Source organism: Pedobacter cryotolerans (assembly GCF_005116475.1).
GTDB lineage: Bacteria > Bacteroidota > Bacteroidia > Sphingobacteriales > Sphingobacteriaceae > Pedobacter > Pedobacter cryotolerans.
On record NZ_SWBO01000008.1, the window covers coordinates 132,685 to 151,805 of the forward strand.

Genomic DNA, 19,121 nt, shown 5'->3' on the forward strand with positions numbered 1-19,121 from the left:
TTAAGCTTGAGGAATGTGCTCAATTACCATCTCGTTTCCGGCACTATCTAAATATTTAACCGTCATTTCATTTAAATCAGTTACCCATTTCTCTACACCTGCAACGGCAACCTGCCTACAAAAAGTCATGTAATCTGTTGCTCCATTTTGGTGAACTTTTAAAGCTTCTTTTAATTCATCAACTGATGAGGTTTCTTCTATAATCAAATCTTCATAAGCTGGTGCACTTTGAACAGTGTGGTCGTCGTCTCCGTAATAAACAGACATGCCGTTAATTACAAAAACATCGTTTCTAATCACTCCCATTGCTTTAATTTCTTGTATAAAGTTAGGGAAATCTGCTCCAGATTTGATTTTCGCCTCGGCTGCTTGTATTTGTTCTATGGTAAACATGAGTTAATTTTCTAAGGTAATTTTATAAATTGTGGTTTGACTATAGTTTTCGTCGGGCTGTAAAACTGTGTTTGGAAAATGAGGAATGTTAATGGCGTTTGGATGATGCTGTGTTTCAACACAAAATCCATCAAATTCTTCATAATCTTTTCCAGCTTTTCCATTTTTAACAGCCAAATATTTAGCGGTATAAAAATGAGCCACAGGTTCAGTACTATATACTAAAAGAGATAACCCGCTATCCTTGGCTTTTGTTTTACTTGCCAAAGTTAAATCTCCATAATTTTTATCTAATACATAAGATTGATCGTAACCTAATTCTTCATTCCAGCCCTCGCTTATATTTTTGCCAGTTCTAAAATCATGATGCGTACCTTCTACAGGTAATAATTTTCCTGTTACCACACTATTGGCATCTTGTTCTAAATAATTAGTGGCAAACATTTGATGGTGATGGTTATTTATTTTTTCGCCATTGGCTGATAAATTAAAATAACTATGGTGCGTTAAGTTTACAGGCGTTGCTTCATCTGTATCTGCGTGATAAGTTAAAATGAGTTCGTTGTTATTAGTTAACTCAAATTTCAATTGAATAACCAAATCTCCTGGAAAATTCTCTTCGCCATCAAAGCTAAAATATTGAAAAGTTACACTCGCATTAGGTTGTTCTGAAACCTCAATTACATCCCAAACTTTTCTATCAAAACCTACTTTACCACCATGCAGGCAATCATCTCCATTATTTTTTTCTAATTGATATTCGTAACTGTCAACTTCAAACTTGCCATCCTTAATTCTGTTGGCGTAGCGACCAATTATCGCCCCTAAATATGGATATTTAGCCAAATAGTCTTCGCTAAGGTATTGCTCAAATGTATCAAAACCTAAAACAATGTCTTGATCATCACCTTTGGCATTTTTTACAATAAATTTATTAATGATGGTACCGTAATTAAATATATTAACTCTAGTACCTTTTTCATTACTTAGTTCTACTTCAATTATCTCTTTTTTATCAACAATAATCCCAGTATTTATTTGCTTTACTTTCATAAATTGTATATTGGCTGCTTGCTAAATTACAACTAAAATTGATGACAAATCAATAAAATATTTTTATGAAAGATCAGTTACGCCAAAAATTTGTAGAAAAATACAATCAAAATCCATCAGCTATTTATTTTGCACCTGGTAGAGTAAATTTAATAGGAGAACATATTGATTACAATGGAGGCTTAGTCATGCCTTGTGCTATTACTGCAGGTACATGGTTACTTTTGGCTCCAAATAATGAAAATGTAATTAGATTTAGTAGTATAAATTTTGAAGAAGAAACCACCATTCAAATCCAAAAATCTTATCAAAAAGTAGGCTCTGCTTGGTACAATTATCCCATTGGTGTTTTTAACGAGTTGCAAGAACTAGATTGGTTATCTGGCGGATTAGATTTATTGTATTTCGGGAATATACCAATTGGTTCTGGTCTTTCATCTTCAGCATCCATAGAAGTTTTAACAGCCTATGCTTTAAACGATTACTTTAATTTAAATCAAGATAAATTAGAGCTTGTAAAGCTTAGTAAAAGAGTTGAAAACAATTTTATTGGCGTAAACTCTGGTATCATGGATCAGTTTGCAGTTGCTTTTGGCGAAGCTGATAAAGCCTTGGTTTTAAATTGTGATAGTTTAAAATATAAAGTGGTGGATTGTAATTTAGGAGAATATGTTTTGGCAATTATCAACACCAATAAAGCAAGAAAACTAGAAGAGTCTAAATACAATGAACGTTTTGGAGAATGTAAGGAAGCTCTAGCAGCACTTCAACAAGAAATCAATATTAATAATTTGTGTGAGCTTACTGCCGAAAAATTTGCATTGCATAGTCATTTAATAGATAATGATATCATATTGAAAAGAGCAACCCATGTGGTTAAAGAAAATGACAGGGTTCATTTAGCTGCTAAAGCTTTAAGCAATGGGGAGTTAGAGGTTTTCGGTAAGTTGATGTATGCCTCACATCAATCGTTAAAAGAATTGTATGAAGTATCTGGTGATGAGCTAGATGCAGTAGTTGATTTTTGCGCAACATACGAACATGTGATTGGCGCAAGAATGACAGGTGCCGGTTTTGGCGGTTGTGCCATCGCTTTGCTTAAAAAAGGTTATGAAGAAGATTTTGCTAAGCGTTTAACGGATAGTTATGTTAAAGCCATTGGATATCCTGCAGCGATTTATATTCATCAAATAGGTGATGGTGTTAGAAAATTAGTTGATTAATGATTTGAATAACTAATTTTGCTAGATGAAAAAATTAAAACTAGACGAGTTAAATCGTGTAGACATTACAGCATTTAAAGAGCAAGAAAAATTACCAGTTGTAGTAGTTTTAGATAATGTGAGAAGCATGCACAATGTTGGTTCTGTATTTCGCACTGCGGATGGTTTTTCTATTGAAAAAGTTGTACTATGTGGTATTACTGCTCAACCTCCACACCGTGAAATTGAAAAAACAGCTTTAGGTGCAACGCTTTCTGTAGATTGGGTTCACTTTGATGATACGTTAATCGCAATTGATCAATTAAGAAAAGATGGTTATCAAATTATAGCGATAGAGCAAGCGAAAAATAGCAAGATGCTAAATACTTATCTACCAAATCAAACCCTTAAATATGCGTTGATTTTTGGAAACGAAGTAAATGGGGTTAGTGATGAAGTTATGGAAAAAATAGATGAATGCATTGAAATACCTCAATTTGGAACAAAACATTCCTTTAATATCGTAATTTCTGCAGGAATAGTTTTGTGGGATTTCTTTGCAAAACTAAAGTTATAAACGTACTTAATTAGCTAAAGTGTATATTATTATATACAAAAATATACACTTTAGTTAATCCTGTCTTGTATCACCAATGATACATTAATAAGCTGATAACATGAAGTTTATGTAATGTCAAATATTCTTTGGCAAGGTTTTTCTAGATGGCGGTGTAAATAGAATATAAAAATCATCACATCTATTAAAATTTAATAAAAATGAACTTAAAAATTACAAAATCTGCATTACTGATTGCATTGTTGGGCGTATCAGGTTCGGCAGTGTTAGCACAAGAAACAACAACATCAACAACGACAACTCGTTTTGATAAACAATCTTACCGCACTTGGAGCATTGGAGCTCAAGCTGGTATTTTATCACAAAATACAATTTTTGGTGGCGATAGCCAAAGAGCTGATGAATTTAAAAGCATTGGTTACGGCATATTCGTTAAAAAACAAATTTTACCTGCTTTAGGCTTACAAGCAGATGTTTTACGTGGTAACGTTAAAACTTTTGTAGGTGCAAATTCTAGATCAGAAAATAAAATTAACTGGGCTACTTCATTAACTGCTGTTTTAAATGTGGCAAACTTTAGTTTCAACGATCAAAATGCGGTTTTAATTCCTTACGTTAAAGCTGGTGCTGGTTATATGTCATCAAGCGCTGATGTAACCACAGCTTCTACTACAACTAATTTATTTACTGACAGAGAAGGTTGGTTTATACCTGTTGGAGTTGGATTTAAATTAGGCGTTTCTAAAGGTATTAACCTTGATTTTGGTTACGATGTAAACTTTATCAAATCTTCGCCAACTGTTAAATCGGTATATAACGAAGGTAGATTTGGAAACGCACATGCAGGTATTGAATTTGCTATTGGCAAAAAAGAAAAATCTCAATTGCAAAATTACAGTGCTATAGCTGATTTGCGCAAGAAAAGTGCAGCAGAAAGTGAAGAATTAAGAAGAGCACTTTCATCTGCAGAGGCAAATGCACAAAGAGATAGAGAGCAATATGCAAAAGATATGGGTGATGATGATGGTGATGGCGTAGCTAACAAATTTGATAAATGTGCTGGAACACCTTCAGGAACAGTAGTTGATGGTTCAGGTTGTCCTTTATCAACTCCAAAACCTCAAATTATTAAAGAAACTAAAGTTGTGGTTACTGAAGCCGATCGTAAAGTTGTTGGTGATGCCATCAAAAACTTAGAATTCGATTTAGGAAAATCAACTATCCGTTCTAAATCTTATGCAAGTTTAAATAGAGTTGCTTCATTATTAATGGAAAAAGATTTTAGTTTAAAGTTAGCTGGTCATACTGATGCAACTGGTTCAAGAGAATTAAACTTACGTTTATCTAAAGATAGAGCCGAAGCTGTAAAAGCTTATTTAGTTTCTCAAGGTGCAAATGCATCTAGAATTGAAGCAACTGGTTACGGTCCAGATCAACCAATTTCTACAAACAAAACCGCTGCAGGTCGTCAAGAAAACCGTCGTGTAGAGTTTACAATTTACTAATATATATTTAGTACATATATAAGAGCCACCAAGAAATTGGTGGCTTTTTTGTTTATTGCAATTTTTAATACATTTGATTACATCTTAATTTTATGGAAAATCAATTATTAAAAAAGCTACAAATTAAAACTGGCTTTAAAGTTAAAGTTGTAAACGCACCAGAAAATCTTCCTGCTATAATCGGAAATATACCTGCTGATATAGCCATCTTATTTAATACGGAAACCGAATTTGATGGATTATTGATTTTTGCCATTAAAAAAGCTGAATTATTATCTGCTCTTAAAATAGAAACAATTGGCATTAAAACCATCTGTTGGATTTTCTATCCCAAAGCTAAATCTAAATTAGCTAGCGATTTAAACTTAATGCAGAATTGGGAAGATTTAAAAAACTTTAACCTCACTCCTTGCGGTTCTGCAGCTATAGATGATACTTGGACAGCATTAAGAATTAAACCAATATCAGAATTAAAAAGATCTGGTTTAGGTAATACCGAAATTGCAAAAAGTGATTATGGGAATTATATAGATGTAGCTAATAAAATTATTAACCTACCAGAAGATTTAGATATAGAAATTAAAAAGCAACCCTTAGCATTTAATTTCTATAAAGGTTTATCTTATTCCAATCGTAAAGAGTATGTGCTTTGGGTTTTATCTGCCAAACAAGAAAAAACGAGATTGGGTCGTATCGCTAAAACGGTAGAAAAATTATCGGCTGGAAAGAAAAATCCGAGTGAGAAATAATTTAAATGTTTCATTCTTAGCTTTCTAAGAGTTGCTATTTAATCAATTTAGAGATCGTTCACTTCTTTCTGGATGACGACTTTGTTTTATATGATTTGTCATTCCGAGCCTGCGAGGAATCTCTATAATCAACTTAAAAGAGATCCTTCACTTCTTTCTGGATGACGACTTTGTTTTATATGATTTGTCATTCCGAGCCTGCGAGGAATCTCTATAGTTTAATTTAAAGAGATCCTTCAAGCGTTCTGGATGACAAATTTTGTTTAGAAAGTCGCAGTGGTAAAACTATTGAAAAATTATCTGCTGGGAAGAAAAATCCGAGTGAGAAATAAATAGTTTTGTCATCCTGAGCTTGTCGAAGGACGTTTCGACAAGCTCAACATGACATACTTAATTTTTTACCCTTCCAAAACCTTATCTGGTGTAATTGGTAAACTTCTAATCCTTTTACCTGTTGCATTAAAAACTGCATTGGCAACTGCTCCAGCAAAGCCGATTAAAGCGATTTCTCCCATGCCCTTCGCTCCCATTGGATTTACTATATAATCTGGCTTATCGATAAAAATCACATCAATTTCTGGCACATCTGCATGAACGGGTACGTGGTAATCTGCAAAGTTATTATTCACATATTTACCATAACGGTTATCCAATAAAGCTTCTTCAGTTAACGCCATACCTATTCCACCAACTGCACCACCAACCATTTGGCTACGAGCTGTTTTCGGACTAATTATTTTACCAGAATCACCTACTGAAACAATTTTACTCACCTTAACAACGCCTGTTAAGTTATGCACTTTTACTTGCACAAAGTGGATGGAAAACGAATACATCGAGTATTCTTTACCTTGCTGATTGGCTTGAGATTGTTTCGTAACCTCAATCATGGGTAAGTTATTTTTCTTCAATACCTCAACAAAGTTGGATGTAGTACTCATATTAGCATTTGCTGCCAGTTCCGCAATCGTGGCCTTTAAAGAAACACACACATCATTAACTGCTGTACCAACGGTAGAAAGTGTTGTAGATCCACCTTGACTAGGAGCTGGCGGTAAAGATGAATCACCTAACTCGAAAGTAATTTTTTCTACCGGAATATTCATCAGTCTGCTCGCTATTAAAACCATACCAGTCCCTGTTCCCGGACCAATATCACTCGTGGCACTTTGCAAAATTAATGATCCATTAGCATTTAAAATACCTTTTACTGTAGCTCTACCTCTACTGGCGTTAAAAACTCCAATGCTTACACCATAACCAATTTTCCAAGGTCCTTCAGTAATGCTGCCTGGTTTATTTTTTCTATTGTTCCAGCCAATTTTTTCAGCCCCTAACTTATAGGCTTCCTTTATATTTTTACTAGAAAATGGTATATTTTTCATTGGATCAGTTTCAGGATCATTCTTTATCCTAAATTCTAACGGATCCATATCTAATGCGTGTGCCATTTCATCAATTGCACTTTCTAAAGCAAATGCGCCAGTCGCTTCTCCCGGACCACGCATCCAAATCGGTACGCTCATATCCAACGGAACAACATAATAATTAGTGTTCACATTTTCCGATGCATACATGAATTTACTCATGGTTACCACACCTTCAGTAAAGTTCTCATAAGTTGATGTTTGTCCAAAAGCAGTATGGGTTATTCCTGTAATTTTACCATCTTTAGTTGCTCCTAAACCTATTTTTTGGTAAGCTGCTGGTCTATTCCCTACCATGGTAAACATCTGGTCGCGGGTAATAACCAATTTCACAGGTCGTTTAACCTGTTTCGATGCCATAATTGTGGCAATCTCTAAAGGCCAAGTACGCAAAGCCATGCCGAAACCACCACCTACAAATTCAGATTTTACTTGAATGTTTTCTTGCGGAATTTTAAAAACATTGGCAATAGTGGCTTGTGCAGCTTTAACGCCTTGCGTTTTGGCATAAACGGTTACTTGATCGTTGGTACGCCAATCTGCAATAATTCCGTGTAGCTCCATCGGATTATGGGTTTCAACGGGCATTTCATAAGTCTGCTCTACCTTTACTTCTGCAGTTTTATAGGCATCAGCAACGCCTCTTACATAAGGTGGCTGACCTTGTTTTTTAGCAACACTTGCATCAGCAATACTCTTTTTAAAATCGGTATTAAAGGCAGCTTTTTCATAACTAACCTTAACCAAAGTAGCAGCATAAGTTGCTCTTTCAAAAGTATCTGCAACTACTAAAGCCACTGGCTGACCGTTAAAAAACACTTCATCCGTGTAAAATATTTTCATGGGTGAGCCGCCTCCAGCTTCATAACCTGCAGCACTTGGTTTGTTTAAATGTGACAATACATCTAAAACCCCAGGTGCATTTTTTGCAGCTTTGATATCTATTGCGGTAATTTTCCCTTTGGTAATGGTGCTCGGCACCAAAACACCATAAGTTAATCCGGGTAATTTAAATTCAGCAAAATATTTTGCCTTACCAGTTACTTTTTCTATACCGTCTACACGGTCGTTTTCATCTACAAAAAAATCCATTAGGCTTTGGCTTTAGCTACAGTTAACGCTTCAATAATTGTGTTTGGAGCCATTTTTAGTTTAAAATCATTCTCCCCGAAAGCTTTTGCACCTTCCATGGCTATTTTGGCAGCAGCTTCAAAATTAGCTAACGTGGCTGCTTTACCTTTCAAAAAGTTTTCGGCAGCAACTAAACGCCAAGGTTTATGCGCCACACCACCCATCGCCAAGCGAACAGTGCTAATTACATCATCTTTAAGTTCCAATGCAGCAGCAACCGAAATCAAAGCAAATGCATACGAAGAACGATCTCTCACTTTTTGGTAATGGAAATTCTTATTCAAATTATTTACAGGAATTTCTAACCTTACGATCAATTCTCCTTTTTGTATGTTATTATCTTTTTCAGGTGTTGTTCCTGCTAAACGATGAAAATCGATAAAATTTATTTTTCTTTCGCCTTTCGCACCTGCAATAACCACTTGTGCATCTAAAGCAACTAAACCAACACACATATCGCTTGGGTGTACTGCAATACAGCTTTCAGATGTTCCAAATATCGCATGCATCCGATTGTAACCACCAATTGCACCACAACCACTTCCTGGTTGGCGTTTATTGCAAGGCATAGTAGTATCGTAAAAATAGCCACAACGGGTGCGTTGCATCATGTTACCGCCAACGGTAGCTACATTTCTCAACTGTGCTGATGCACCAGATTGTAAGGCCAACATCAATAGTGGAAACTTCTCTTTTACGATCGCATTTTCGGCCAATGCCGAGTTAGAAACCATTGCACCGATATGTAAAATGTTATTTTTTAGTTCAATTTGTTTGAGTGGTAATTGATTAATATCAATCAGTTTTTCTGGAGCTGTAACGCCCCTTTTCATCAAATCAACCAAATTTGTTCCGCCAGCTATAAAAGTTGCTTTTGGATCCTTAGCTACCAAGCTTAATGCGGTTTTAACTATTGAAGTTCTTAAGAATTGAAAATTTATCATATTGCTGTCCCCTTCTCCTTTACTTCTTGTATCGCATCAACTATGTTAGGGTAAGCACCACACCTACAGATGTTTCCGCTCATGTATTCTCTAATTTCTTCTTTTGAATTTGCATGACCTTCGCGTACACAAGCAACAGCGCTCATAATTTGTCCGGGAGTGCAATAACCGCATTGAAAACCATCGTGTTTAATAAAAGCGGCTTGCATCGGATGCAATTCTTCGCCCTTGGCTAAACCTTCAATGGTAGTTACGCTTTTACCTTCATTCATCACTGCTAAACTCAAACATGAATTTACACGAGCCCCATCAACATGAACGGTACATGCCCCACACTGTCCATGATCGCAACCTTTTTTAGTACCGGTTAAATCAAGTTCTTCTCGCAATAAGTCCAATAAAGTAACTCTTGGCTCAACTTTTAGCGAATAAGCTTTATTATTCACCTTTAGGTTTAAAGGAATTTTCTCAAAAAGTTCTGCAAAACGTTCATCAACTTTGTTATCTGCTGCTTTTAAAACCGTTAAAGGGGTTAAAGACAAGGCAGTAAAAAGCGAAGTTTTCTTTAAGAAATCACGGCGGGTATCACCAGATTGGTTATTGTCAATTTCAGACATAGGAAAACAATTAAATATGCAATGGGATAATTTTTAAATATCGGAATAACAAATTTTGTTTTACTAGGTTTTGGCAATTTAGAAGGAGTCTATTTACAACTAAAGATTAGGTCCGTCCTTGCTGAATTTATTTCAGCATCTGCCTGGGTTTCTCCTTCCCAGGAATGAGGCATCTCTAAGCGGTTCACAATAGAGATTCTTCGCTACGCTCTGAATGACAAAGCTTTTTAGAAAAACAATGTTTGTACCTTTTGGTTTGTGCAGCCCTTCCGCTATATCTTTTTGGGTGTCTACGACTAGGCTACCGATGTAAAATCGTTATAAATCAGGATGATAGCTAAAAAGGATGCCGCTACAATACTTGTCTGCCGTAGGCTGAAGGTTTATAGTAGAAAGTAAGTAGTTCTTTTGGAGGGATGGTTTCCTCTTAGAGTTTGTTGTTTAACTTCGAAACACCTTCCATCATTCTCTTTAATTGGGTATCATGCAATTTAACAGTAATTACATTTGATTCGATTTGTTGAGATCCTATCACAATAGAAATTTTATAGGGTATTTTCTTTGTTCCATCAGTTAAAATATCATTAGTTAGTTCTAGGGTAAGCTGTCGATTGGGAGGTAATTTATTGCTAAAATAACTATTTCCACATGTCGAAGTTCCATTTGTTCTGAATGCTACCCATTTATTTTTAATGAAATAATATTCCTGCACATTAGCTAAAGTAGCATCTATCCTTGCAATTTCGATTGAATCAGCTGTATTATTTAACAAGTAAGCTTTTGCAAACGTATTTCCATTTGGCATTACCACCTTAAAATCTGCTGGAAAATATAGTTTTATTTTTTCGGTGGATTTATCTGAAATTTCACTTTCATCTTCTACCCAAAGGCTAAGCCGATCGAAATATCCTGCATCTTTTCTTAGTCTAAAGGACCACTCCTCAGTAGTAATTTTCTTGTCTGTCATTTGTCTATAAAGGTCCGATTCAATAGCAGACCAATCTTTTTGCGCAAACGAACTTAAAGAAGCTGCTAAGCATAATAGAACAGAAAAGGATACTTTATGCATTATTGATTATTTAAAATTCAATATACGAAATTTTGATGAATGATGTTTCTTCTTTGGAATTTCCACAATTAACAAAATAAATATTTATGTTCATAAACGTTGCTACATAGTACACTGAGAACCACAAAGGGAAGATTCTGCTTTAAAAAACTGCAAATGAGATTGCCACGGCTCACTCTAGCCCAAAACAGCCTCGAAATTACTATCTATTGAACATAAAAAAGCCACAGAAACTCAGATTTAAATCTGCGTATCTGCGGCTATTAATTTATGGATGAGACCCTTCGACTACGCTCAGGGTGACAGACTTGATGTATAAAACCTATGTCTTCTATGTGCCTATGTGGTAATAATCCTTCGACGAGCTCAGGATGACATAACTAGTTTACGCATAAGCAACCGCATCTTTCGATGGCAACTTGCTGTAGCCCATTAAATATTCATCTACTTTTCTAGCGGTTTCTCTACCTTCAGAAATGGCCCAAACCACCAAAGACTGACCTCTACGCATATCTCCGGCAGCAAAAACTTTAGGAATATTCGTTTGGAAATTACCTTCAATTGCTTTCACATTTCCACGTTCATCTAATTCTACACCTAGTTTTTCTAATAAACCTTGTTTTTGAGGATGTAAGAAACCCATCGCCAATAAAACCAATTCACATGGATATTCTTTTTCTGTTCCTGGAATTTCTTTAAAGCCTAAAGCTCTTCCATTTGCATCAATTTCCCATTGCACTTCAATTACACTTAAAGATTTCAAATTGCCATTTTCATCAGCGTTGAACTTCTGTGTATTTACCGCCCAATTTCTATGCGCACCTTCCTCATGCGAAGAAGTTACTTTTAACAACATTGGGTATTGTGGCCAAGGCATGTGTTCTGTTCTAGCTTCTGGTGGCATTGGCATAATTTCAAACTGTGTAACCGATTTTGCACCATGGCGGTTAGAAGTCCCAATACAATCAGAACCTGTATCGCCACCACCAATTACGATTACATTTTTACCAGTTGCTTTTAGTTCTTTGCCTTCAATAGCTCTGCCACCAACACGCTTGTTTTGTTGTTTTAAGAAATCCATTGCAGGATAAATCCCTTCCAATTCTCTTCCTGACAAGTTTAAATCACGTGGAATTGTTGAGCCACCTGCTAATACCAAAGCTTGATATTCTCTCAATAAAGTACTCAATTCTACATTCTCGCCAACATTCGCATTGCATTTAAACTCAATGCCTTCTTCTTCCATTAATTTAATGCGACGCTCCACTACATCTTTCTGTAGTTTAAAATCTGGAATACCGTATCTCAATAAACCACCAGGTACATCATCACGTTCAAAAACCGTAACCTCATGACCAGCCTTATTCAGTTGAGCTGCAGCAGCTAAACCCGCAGGTCCAGAGCCAATTACAGCAACTTTTTTGCCGGTTCTAATTAATGGTGCATTGGCTTTGATATAACCTTTGTCAAAAGCAATTTCGATAATGTGTTTTTCAATTTCCTCGATAGAAACTGGAGATTTATTGATGCCCAATACGCAAGCACTTTCGCAAGGTGCCGGACAAATTCTGCCAGTAAACTCTGGAAAATTATTGGTACTCAATAAAATCTCTGCCGCATTTAACCATTCGCCTTTGTAAACAGCATCATTAAATTCTGGTATCACGTTACCTAATGGGCAACCCGATTGGCAAAAAGGTACACCACAATCCATACAACGGGCAGCTTGATGGTTCAATTGCTCGGCTGGAAGTGGATTTAAAAATTCGTTATAATGTTCTAGGCGTTCGCTAGGTTGTTGTCTGGTAGGCGAAACTCTTTCGTACTCCAAAAATCCTGTAACTTTCCCCATCTTAATTGGTTTTAACTTGTTGACGTTTTAATAAAACTGCTTTGTATTCTTTAGGGAATACCTTTACGAAGTGTGCCGATTGATTTTCCCAATCGCTTAAGATAAATTCTGCAACTCTACTGCTGGTTAATCTGATATGATTTTTTAATAGTGTAGTAATGCGTTCTTCATCTTCTGCTTGTAGTGGGTCTAAGTCAACCATTTCTGGGTTACATTTGTTAGCAAAAGTTTTGCTTACATCGTAAATCCAAGCGATACCGCCACTCATACCTGCAGCGAAATTGCTGCCTGTATCGCCAATTACGAGCACCTCGCCACCTGTCATGTATTCGCAACCGTGATCTCCTACTCCTTCTACAACCGATGTTGCGCCTGAGTTACGTACTGCGAAACGTTCACCAGCTTTTCCTCTAATGTATAACTCTCCAGAAGTTGCACCATACAAGGCTACGTTACCAATAATGATATTTTGCTCGGGAACATAATTGATGTTACTGAAAGGATAAACAACCAATTTTGCACCCGATAAACCTTTACCAACATAATCATTTCCTTCGCCTTCTAAGGTTAAAGTCAAACCTTTAGCAGCAAAAGCCCCAAAACTTTGTCCAGCAGAGCCGAAACATTTAAAATTAATGGTGTCTGCTGGCAAACCTGCACTTTTATGAACTTTAGAAATCTCGTTAGATAACATCGTTCCAATGGCTCGATCAGTATTTTTAACTTCAAAATTCGCAAATACAGGTTCGTTATTTAAAATGGCTGGTTGTGCTTTTTCAATCAATTGATGATCTAAAACACTTTCCAATCCATGATCTTGAAATTCTGTTTGGTACAATGGCAAACCATGATCTGGTTCTTTGTATAAAATTGGAGATAAGTCTACATATTTCAATTTCCAATCTGCATCGGCAATTTCTCTGGTTTTTAATACTTGAGATTGACCAATCATTTCATTAATGGTTCTAAAACCAAGCTCAGCCATAATTTCGCGAAGCTCTTCTGCCAAGAAATGGAATAGATTTACTACATGTGCTGGATCGCCAGTAAATAATTTTCTTAAATCTGGGTCTTGTGTGGCTACACCCACCGGACAAGTATTTAAATGGCATTTACGCATCATGATACAGCCAGTGGTAACCAATGCTGCAGTTGCTACGCCCCATTCTTCGGCACCTAATAAAGCTGCAATGGCAATATCACGACCAGTTTTTAACTGACCATCAGTTTGCACCACTACCCTGCCTCTTAATCTGTTTTTTACCAAAGTTTGATGTGCTTCTGCTAAACCTAATTCCCATGGCAAACCCGTATGTTGGATAGAAGTTAAAGGCGATGCACCTGTTCCGCCATCGTAACCTGAAACCAAAATTACATCGGCATGTGCCTTAGCAACACCAGCTGCAATTGTACCAACACCCGCTTTAGAAACCAGTTTTACATTAATTCTAGCTGCTCTATTTGCATTTTTCAAATCAAATATCAGCTGTGCTAAATCTTCAATCGAATAAATATCGTGGTGTGGCGGAGGCGAAATTAAACCAACTCCAGGCGTAGCGTGACGAACTTTTGCAATCCAATCATCCACTTTGTGCCCTGGTAATTGACCACCTTCTCCTGGTTTTGCACCTTGCGCCATTTTAATCTGCAACTCATCTGCATTGGTTAAATAATTGCTTGTAACCCCAAAGCGTGCCGATGCAATTTGTTTAATCGCCGAACGCATCGAATCGCCGTTCTCCATTTTCTGGTAACGCATATCATCCTCGCCACCTTCGCCGGTATTGCTTTTTCCGCCGATGCGGTTCATGGCAATGGCTAAAGTAGAGTGTGCTTCGTGAGAAATTGAACCGAAAGACATTGCTCCGGTTGCAAATCTTTTTAAGATAGATTCGGTAGATTCTACCTCTTCTAATCCTATCGCAGGGCGAGAATAATCAAATTCTAATAAACCACGAATGGTATAAGCTTGTTGCGTTTGCTCGTTAATTAACTTCGAATATCTTTTAAAAGTGGCGTAGTTGTTAGTTCTAGTGGCATTTTGTAACAAGTGGATGGTTTCTGGATTGAATAAATGTTTCTCTCCACGTCTTCTCCATTTGTAGGTTCCGCCAGTTGGCAAAATAGGTTCTGCTTGTGTTTTTGGTCCAAAACTACGACGATGTTTAATCAGCGTTTCATGCGCAATTTCGTCTAATCCCAATCCGCCGATGCGAGAAACCGCACCAGTAAAATGTGTATTTACAACTTGTTGATTGATACCTAAGATTTCGAAAATTTGTGCGCCATGATAAGACTGTAAAGTTGAAATTCCCATTTTAGAGAAAATTTTTAACAAGCCATTATTTACCGCATAAATATAGTTCGAGATTAATTTTTCAGGTTTGATACCGCTTTCTACGTCAAATCTACGGATGGTTTCTAAAGCTAAATACGGGTTAACAGCCGTTGCACCAAAACCTATCAAGGTTGCAAAATGGTGTACTTCCCAAACATCACCAGCCTCAACCACAATACCCACAGCACCACGATAACCTTTTCTAATTAAGTGATGGTGGACAGAAGAAACTGCTAATAAAGATGGAATTGCCGCATGTTCAGAATCAATTGCTCTATCTGTTAGCACGATTACTTGGAAACCATCCTCTACCGCATCAACCGCATAACGACACAAACGGTCTAAAGCTTTTTGCAATGAACCCGGTTTGCCATCGGCTCTAAAATACATTTGCAGTGTTTTAGATTGAAATAAACCGGTATCGATACTACGTAATTTCTCTAATTCTAAATTGGTTAATATTGGATGTTTGATGCCCACACAGTGGCACTGCATTTGGTTTTCTTCCAATAAATTACCATTGTTGCCCATAAATCCAGCCAAACTCATCACCACTTTCTCACGAATTGGGTCGATTGGTGGATTGGTAACCTGCGCAAATAACTGTTTAAAATAAGATGACAGATGTTGAGGTTGTTTAGATAAAATCGCCAATGGCGTATCTGTACCCATCGAACCAATTGCTTCTTTACCTTCAATTGCCATCGGTTTTAACAATAAATCGATGTCTTCGCGGCTATAACCGAAAACTTGTTGGTATTTAAATATAGAATCCTCAGCCAAGTTGGTAAACATTACCCTTGGTTCTGGTAATTCCTCTAATTTTATTTGATATTGGTTAATCCAATCGGCATAAGGGCGGCGACTGCAAACTTGTTGTTTGATTTCCTCATCAGAGATGATTCTACCTTGTTGCATGTCAACCACGAACATTTTGCCCGGCGTTAAACGACCTTTTTCGATTACTGTACTTTGATCGATTGCCAAAGCGCCAGATTCAGAAGCCATAATTACTCGGTCATCGCTGGTTAGCGCATAACGAGAAGGACGCAAACCGTTTCTATCTAAAGTTGCACCGATTAATCTGCCATCTGTAAAGGCAATAGCAGCAGGCCCATCCCATGGCTCCATTAGCGAAGCATGAAACTCATAGAATGCCTTTTTAATAGGATCCATATCCTCGTTGCCATCCCAAGCTTCAGGAATTAACATCATTAAAACATGTGGCAATGAACGACCAGCATGTAATAATAATTCAACTACGTTATCTAAACAGCCAGAATCTGATTGCGTCTCATCAATTACTGGAAGAATCATGTTCAATTCTTCTGGTGTAAAATATGGTGATGCAAAAGATTTAACGCTCGATCTAAACCAGTTTAAATTTCCTTGCAAGGTGTTAATCTCGCCATTGTGGGCGATATACCTAAATGGTTGCGCTAAACGCCAAGACGGAAAAGTATTGGTAGCAAAACGTGAGTGAACCAAACCGAAGGCCGAAACCATACGTTTGTCGCTTAGCTCTGTAAAATAGGTTCTAACTTGTAGGGAAGTTAACTGACCTTTATATATAATGGTACGAGATGAAAAAGAAACAATGTAAAAATCTTCTTTACTTCCTTCAACTGTATTGTAAATTGTTTTGGTTAAATAAGTTTTTAGAACAAAAAGTTTGCGCTCAAAATCTGCACCTTCGGCAATGTGGTAAGGTCTAGCAACAAATACCTGCTCAATTTCTGGTTCAACAGAAAGCGCCATGTTGCCGATATCAGTAGTATCAATCTGTACTTTTCTGAAACCTAAAACTTCTAGTCCTAGTTTTTCTGCAGTGCGATAAATAATCTCACGGCATTCTTCACGAGCACGAATTTCCTTTGGTAAAAATAGTTGGCCAACGCCATAATCGCCGTAAGCAGGTAAGCTGAAACCTGTTCTTAAACATTCGTCGAATAAAAATTCATGCGGAACTTGGATCATAATTCCTGCTCCGTCGCCTGTATTTGGTTCTGCGCCACAAGCGCCACGGTGATCTAAATTTTCTAAAATGGTAATAGCATCCGAAATAATTTGATGTGACTTTCTCCCTTTCACATGAGCTACGAAACCGATGCCACATGCATCGTGTTCAAAGCTTTTACGGTATAATCCTTGTTGTTCATTCATTGGTTCACTTGTATTGGTCTTAGTTAGTGTATAGGAAACACTAAGATAGTTAAAAAACTTGTTAAATTTCAGTATTGATAAAATTTTTATGAAATATTAATGTAATAGATAATTAAAGTTAATTAAATTACGAATTTGATAATTGACATCGATAACAATTGCCATATTTACAATGCTATGTATTACTATTCGTGCATAAGAAATGCGAATAGAGCATTTAGAAAAGGTTTTACATTACTACTATTGAAGTTTGTCTGGCTTTACATTGTATCTTTTCCTGTACTTCAACAAGCTCAGTATGACAGGAAAAGTATGCCATTTCAATCCAGTTTAATTACAAAGGGTTTTGCTACTATTATAGGTTGCGATAGACATATCGTCATTGCCAGCTCGACTTGCAATCGTAATGCATGTTTAGGTCAAAAAAATATCTTAAGACGGGTGGTTTACAAAACCATCTTTTGCATTACGATACCCAATCGAGTTGGGTATGACGGAATCAAAAAAGTTAAGCGTCATTGCCAGCTCGACTGGCAATCGTAAAGCATGTTTAGCTCAAAAAAAAATCTTAAGACGGTGGTTTACGTAACCTTCTTTTGCATTACGATACCCAATCGAGCTGGGTATGACGGAATCAAAAAAGTTAAGCGTCATTGCCAGCTCGACTGGCAATCGTAAAGCATGTTTAGGTCAAAAAAATATCTTAAGACGGTGGTTTACAAAACCATCTTTTGCATTACGATACCCAATCGAGTTGGGTATGACGGAAAGACTATGAGGGGTTTTTACTTGCCAAATGCTACTAACTTTAATTTATAAACCCTATTGAAATGGAAAGCTCCCTTGTCAATCTGAGCGCCTGCCTGCGGTAGGCAGGTAGTCGAAGATCAAGGGACTTGGAATGAAAAGAGGGGCTGCATTTGCCGAAAAGCATTGCCAATGTTTTTCAAATTCTTATTAATTCTAGTTTTTGAACATTAAAGCAATTTATCAGTAGGACAATATAATTATAACAAACTATCAATCAAACAGATAGATTTATTCTTAAAATTTAGCAGATTTCTTTTTGTAAAACGCTTCCTTTTTCTACCTTTGTGGCGGGCAAGTCTTTTACGATCAGCTCCCTTTGAACTCCCCCAGGGCGGGAACGAAGCAAGGGTAGAAGGTTGTAGCGGTGCGATAAAAGTTGCTTGCCCATTTTTTCTTTTCCCACCCCCTAACCCCCTGAAGGGGGAATTGAAATTTTCAGGGTATAAACTTGACCGATTTTAACTCAGAATTAAATATTATGAAATTTTTTATTGATACAGCAAATCTTGATAACATTAAAGAAGCACAAGATTTAGGCATTTTAGATGGTGTAACTACCAATCCTAGTTTAATGGCTAAAGAAGGTATTACTGGCGATGCTAATGTAATTGCCCACTACAAAGCTATTTGTGATATTGTTGATGACAATGTAAGTGCAGAAGTAATCGCTACCGATTATAAAAATATTATTAAAGAAGGTGAAGCTTTAGCTGCTTTAAACCCTAAAATTGTGGTAAAAGTACCAATGATTAAAGATGGTATAAAAGCAATTAAATATTTCTCTGGTAAAGGAATTAGAACAAATTGTACACTAATATTCTCTGCTGGTCAGGCTTTATTAGCTGCAAAAGCGGGTGCGACTTACGTTTCTCCGTTTTTAGGTCGCTTAGATGATATTTCTACAGACGGCTTAACTTTAATTGAAGATATTCGTTTAATTTTTGACAACTACGGCTACCCTACTCAAATCTTAGCTGCATCAATTCGTGGTCCGTTACATATTGTTGCTTGTGCTAAGTTAGGTGCTGATGTAATTACTGCTCCTTTAGCTGCAATTACTGCTTTGTTAAAACACCCATTAACGGATAGCGGTTTAGCTACATTTTTAGCAGATCATGCTAAAGCAAGCGGTAAATAGATTTTAAATTGAAATGTAAGATGGATTTTGTGTTCATCTATTATAAAATACTAAAAAGAGCTTCACAATTTTGTGAAGCTCTTTTTAGTATAACACGTTTCGTCATATCGAACGCAGCGCAGCGAGGAGATATCTGTTACTTTTACGTGCTTT

General features: G+C 36.7%; 13 protein-coding genes and 1 other RNA gene. 6 read left to right on the forward strand and 8 right to left on the reverse strand.

Going from position 1 to position 19,121, the window contains the following annotated elements:
* Positions 1-393 carry a DUF1398 domain-containing protein gene (locus FA045_RS14030; RefSeq protein ID WP_136877713.1) on the reverse strand — a complete coding sequence of 131 codons (393 nt, stop codon included), beginning with the start codon at positions 391-393 and terminating at the stop codon, positions 1-3.
* Positions 394-396: 3 nt separating this feature from the next.
* Complete coding sequence (locus tag FA045_RS14035; protein WP_136877714.1) at positions 397-1,446, reverse strand: aldose epimerase family protein; 1,050 nt, start codon at positions 1,444-1,446, stop codon at positions 397-399.
* A gap of 65 nt (positions 1,447-1,511) precedes the next feature.
* Between FA045_RS14035 and FA045_RS14040 the strand changes: the two genes are divergently transcribed.
* The 4 genes from FA045_RS14040 to FA045_RS14055 all read left to right on the forward strand — a co-directional run bounded on the left by FA045_RS14040 (position 1,512) and on the right by FA045_RS14055 (position 5,479).
* Positions 1,512-2,669, forward strand: coding sequence for a galactokinase (locus FA045_RS14040; protein ID WP_136877715.1), 1,158 nt, complete (start codon positions 1,512-1,514; stop codon positions 2,667-2,669).
* Positions 2,670-2,694: 25 nt separating this feature from the next.
* Positions 2,695-3,225, forward strand: coding sequence for an RNA methyltransferase (locus FA045_RS14045; protein WP_136877716.1), 531 nt, complete (start codon positions 2,695-2,697; stop codon positions 3,223-3,225).
* A gap of 200 nt (positions 3,226-3,425) precedes the next feature.
* Positions 3,426-4,730, forward strand: coding sequence for an OmpA family protein (locus FA045_RS14050; RefSeq protein WP_136877717.1), 1,305 nt, complete (start codon positions 3,426-3,428; stop codon positions 4,728-4,730).
* A gap of 92 nt (positions 4,731-4,822) precedes the next feature.
* On the forward strand, positions 4,823-5,479 hold the full coding sequence (locus FA045_RS14055) for a YdeI/OmpD-associated family protein (RefSeq protein ID WP_136877718.1): 657 nt from the start codon (positions 4,823-4,825) through the stop codon (positions 5,477-5,479).
* A gap of 398 nt (positions 5,480-5,877) precedes the next feature.
* On the opposite strand, the gene FA045_RS14060 is transcribed toward FA045_RS14055, so the two are convergent.
* From FA045_RS14060 to gltB, 6 genes are all read right to left on the reverse strand, one after another.
* Positions 5,878-7,998, reverse strand: coding sequence for a xanthine dehydrogenase family protein molybdopterin-binding subunit (locus FA045_RS14060; RefSeq protein WP_136877719.1), 2,121 nt, complete (start codon positions 7,996-7,998; stop codon positions 5,878-5,880).
* On the reverse strand, positions 7,998-8,981 hold the full coding sequence (locus FA045_RS14065; protein ID WP_136877720.1) for an FAD binding domain-containing protein: 984 nt from the start codon (positions 8,979-8,981) through the stop codon (positions 7,998-8,000). The genes FA045_RS14060 and FA045_RS14065 overlap by 1 nt, the downstream gene beginning before the upstream one ends.
* Positions 8,978-9,598, reverse strand: a complete 621-nt coding sequence (locus FA045_RS14070) for a (2Fe-2S)-binding protein (protein ID WP_136877721.1) — start codon at positions 9,596-9,598, stop codon at positions 8,978-8,980. The genes FA045_RS14065 and FA045_RS14070 overlap by 4 nt, the downstream gene beginning before the upstream one ends.
* Positions 9,599-10,025: 427 nt before the next feature.
* Entirely contained in the window at positions 10,026-10,667 is a 642-nt protein-coding gene (locus tag FA045_RS14075; RefSeq protein WP_136877722.1) for a hypothetical protein, read from the reverse strand.
* A 385-nt stretch (positions 10,668-11,052) separates the two neighbouring features.
* On the reverse strand, positions 11,053-12,519 hold the full coding sequence (locus FA045_RS14080; RefSeq protein ID WP_136877723.1) for a glutamate synthase subunit beta: 1,467 nt from the start codon (positions 12,517-12,519) through the stop codon (positions 11,053-11,055).
* 1 nt (position 12,520) lies between these two features.
* Positions 12,521-17,020, reverse strand: coding sequence for a glutamate synthase large subunit (gene gltB, locus FA045_RS14085; RefSeq protein ID WP_136877724.1), 4,500 nt, complete (start codon positions 17,018-17,020; stop codon positions 12,521-12,523).
* A gap of 1,099 nt (positions 17,021-18,119) precedes the next feature.
* Here gltB and ffs point away from each other — a divergent pair.
* Together ffs and fsa are read left to right on the forward strand one after the other, a co-directional pair.
* An RNA gene (gene ffs / locus FA045_RS14090) (signal recognition particle sRNA small type) lies at positions 18,120-18,219 on the forward strand.
* 89 nt (positions 18,220-18,308) lie between these two features.
* Positions 18,309-18,968, forward strand: a complete 660-nt coding sequence (gene fsa / locus FA045_RS14095; protein ID WP_136877725.1) for a fructose-6-phosphate aldolase — start codon at positions 18,309-18,311, stop codon at positions 18,966-18,968.
* The last annotated feature ends 153 nt before the right edge of the window (positions 18,969-19,121 follow it).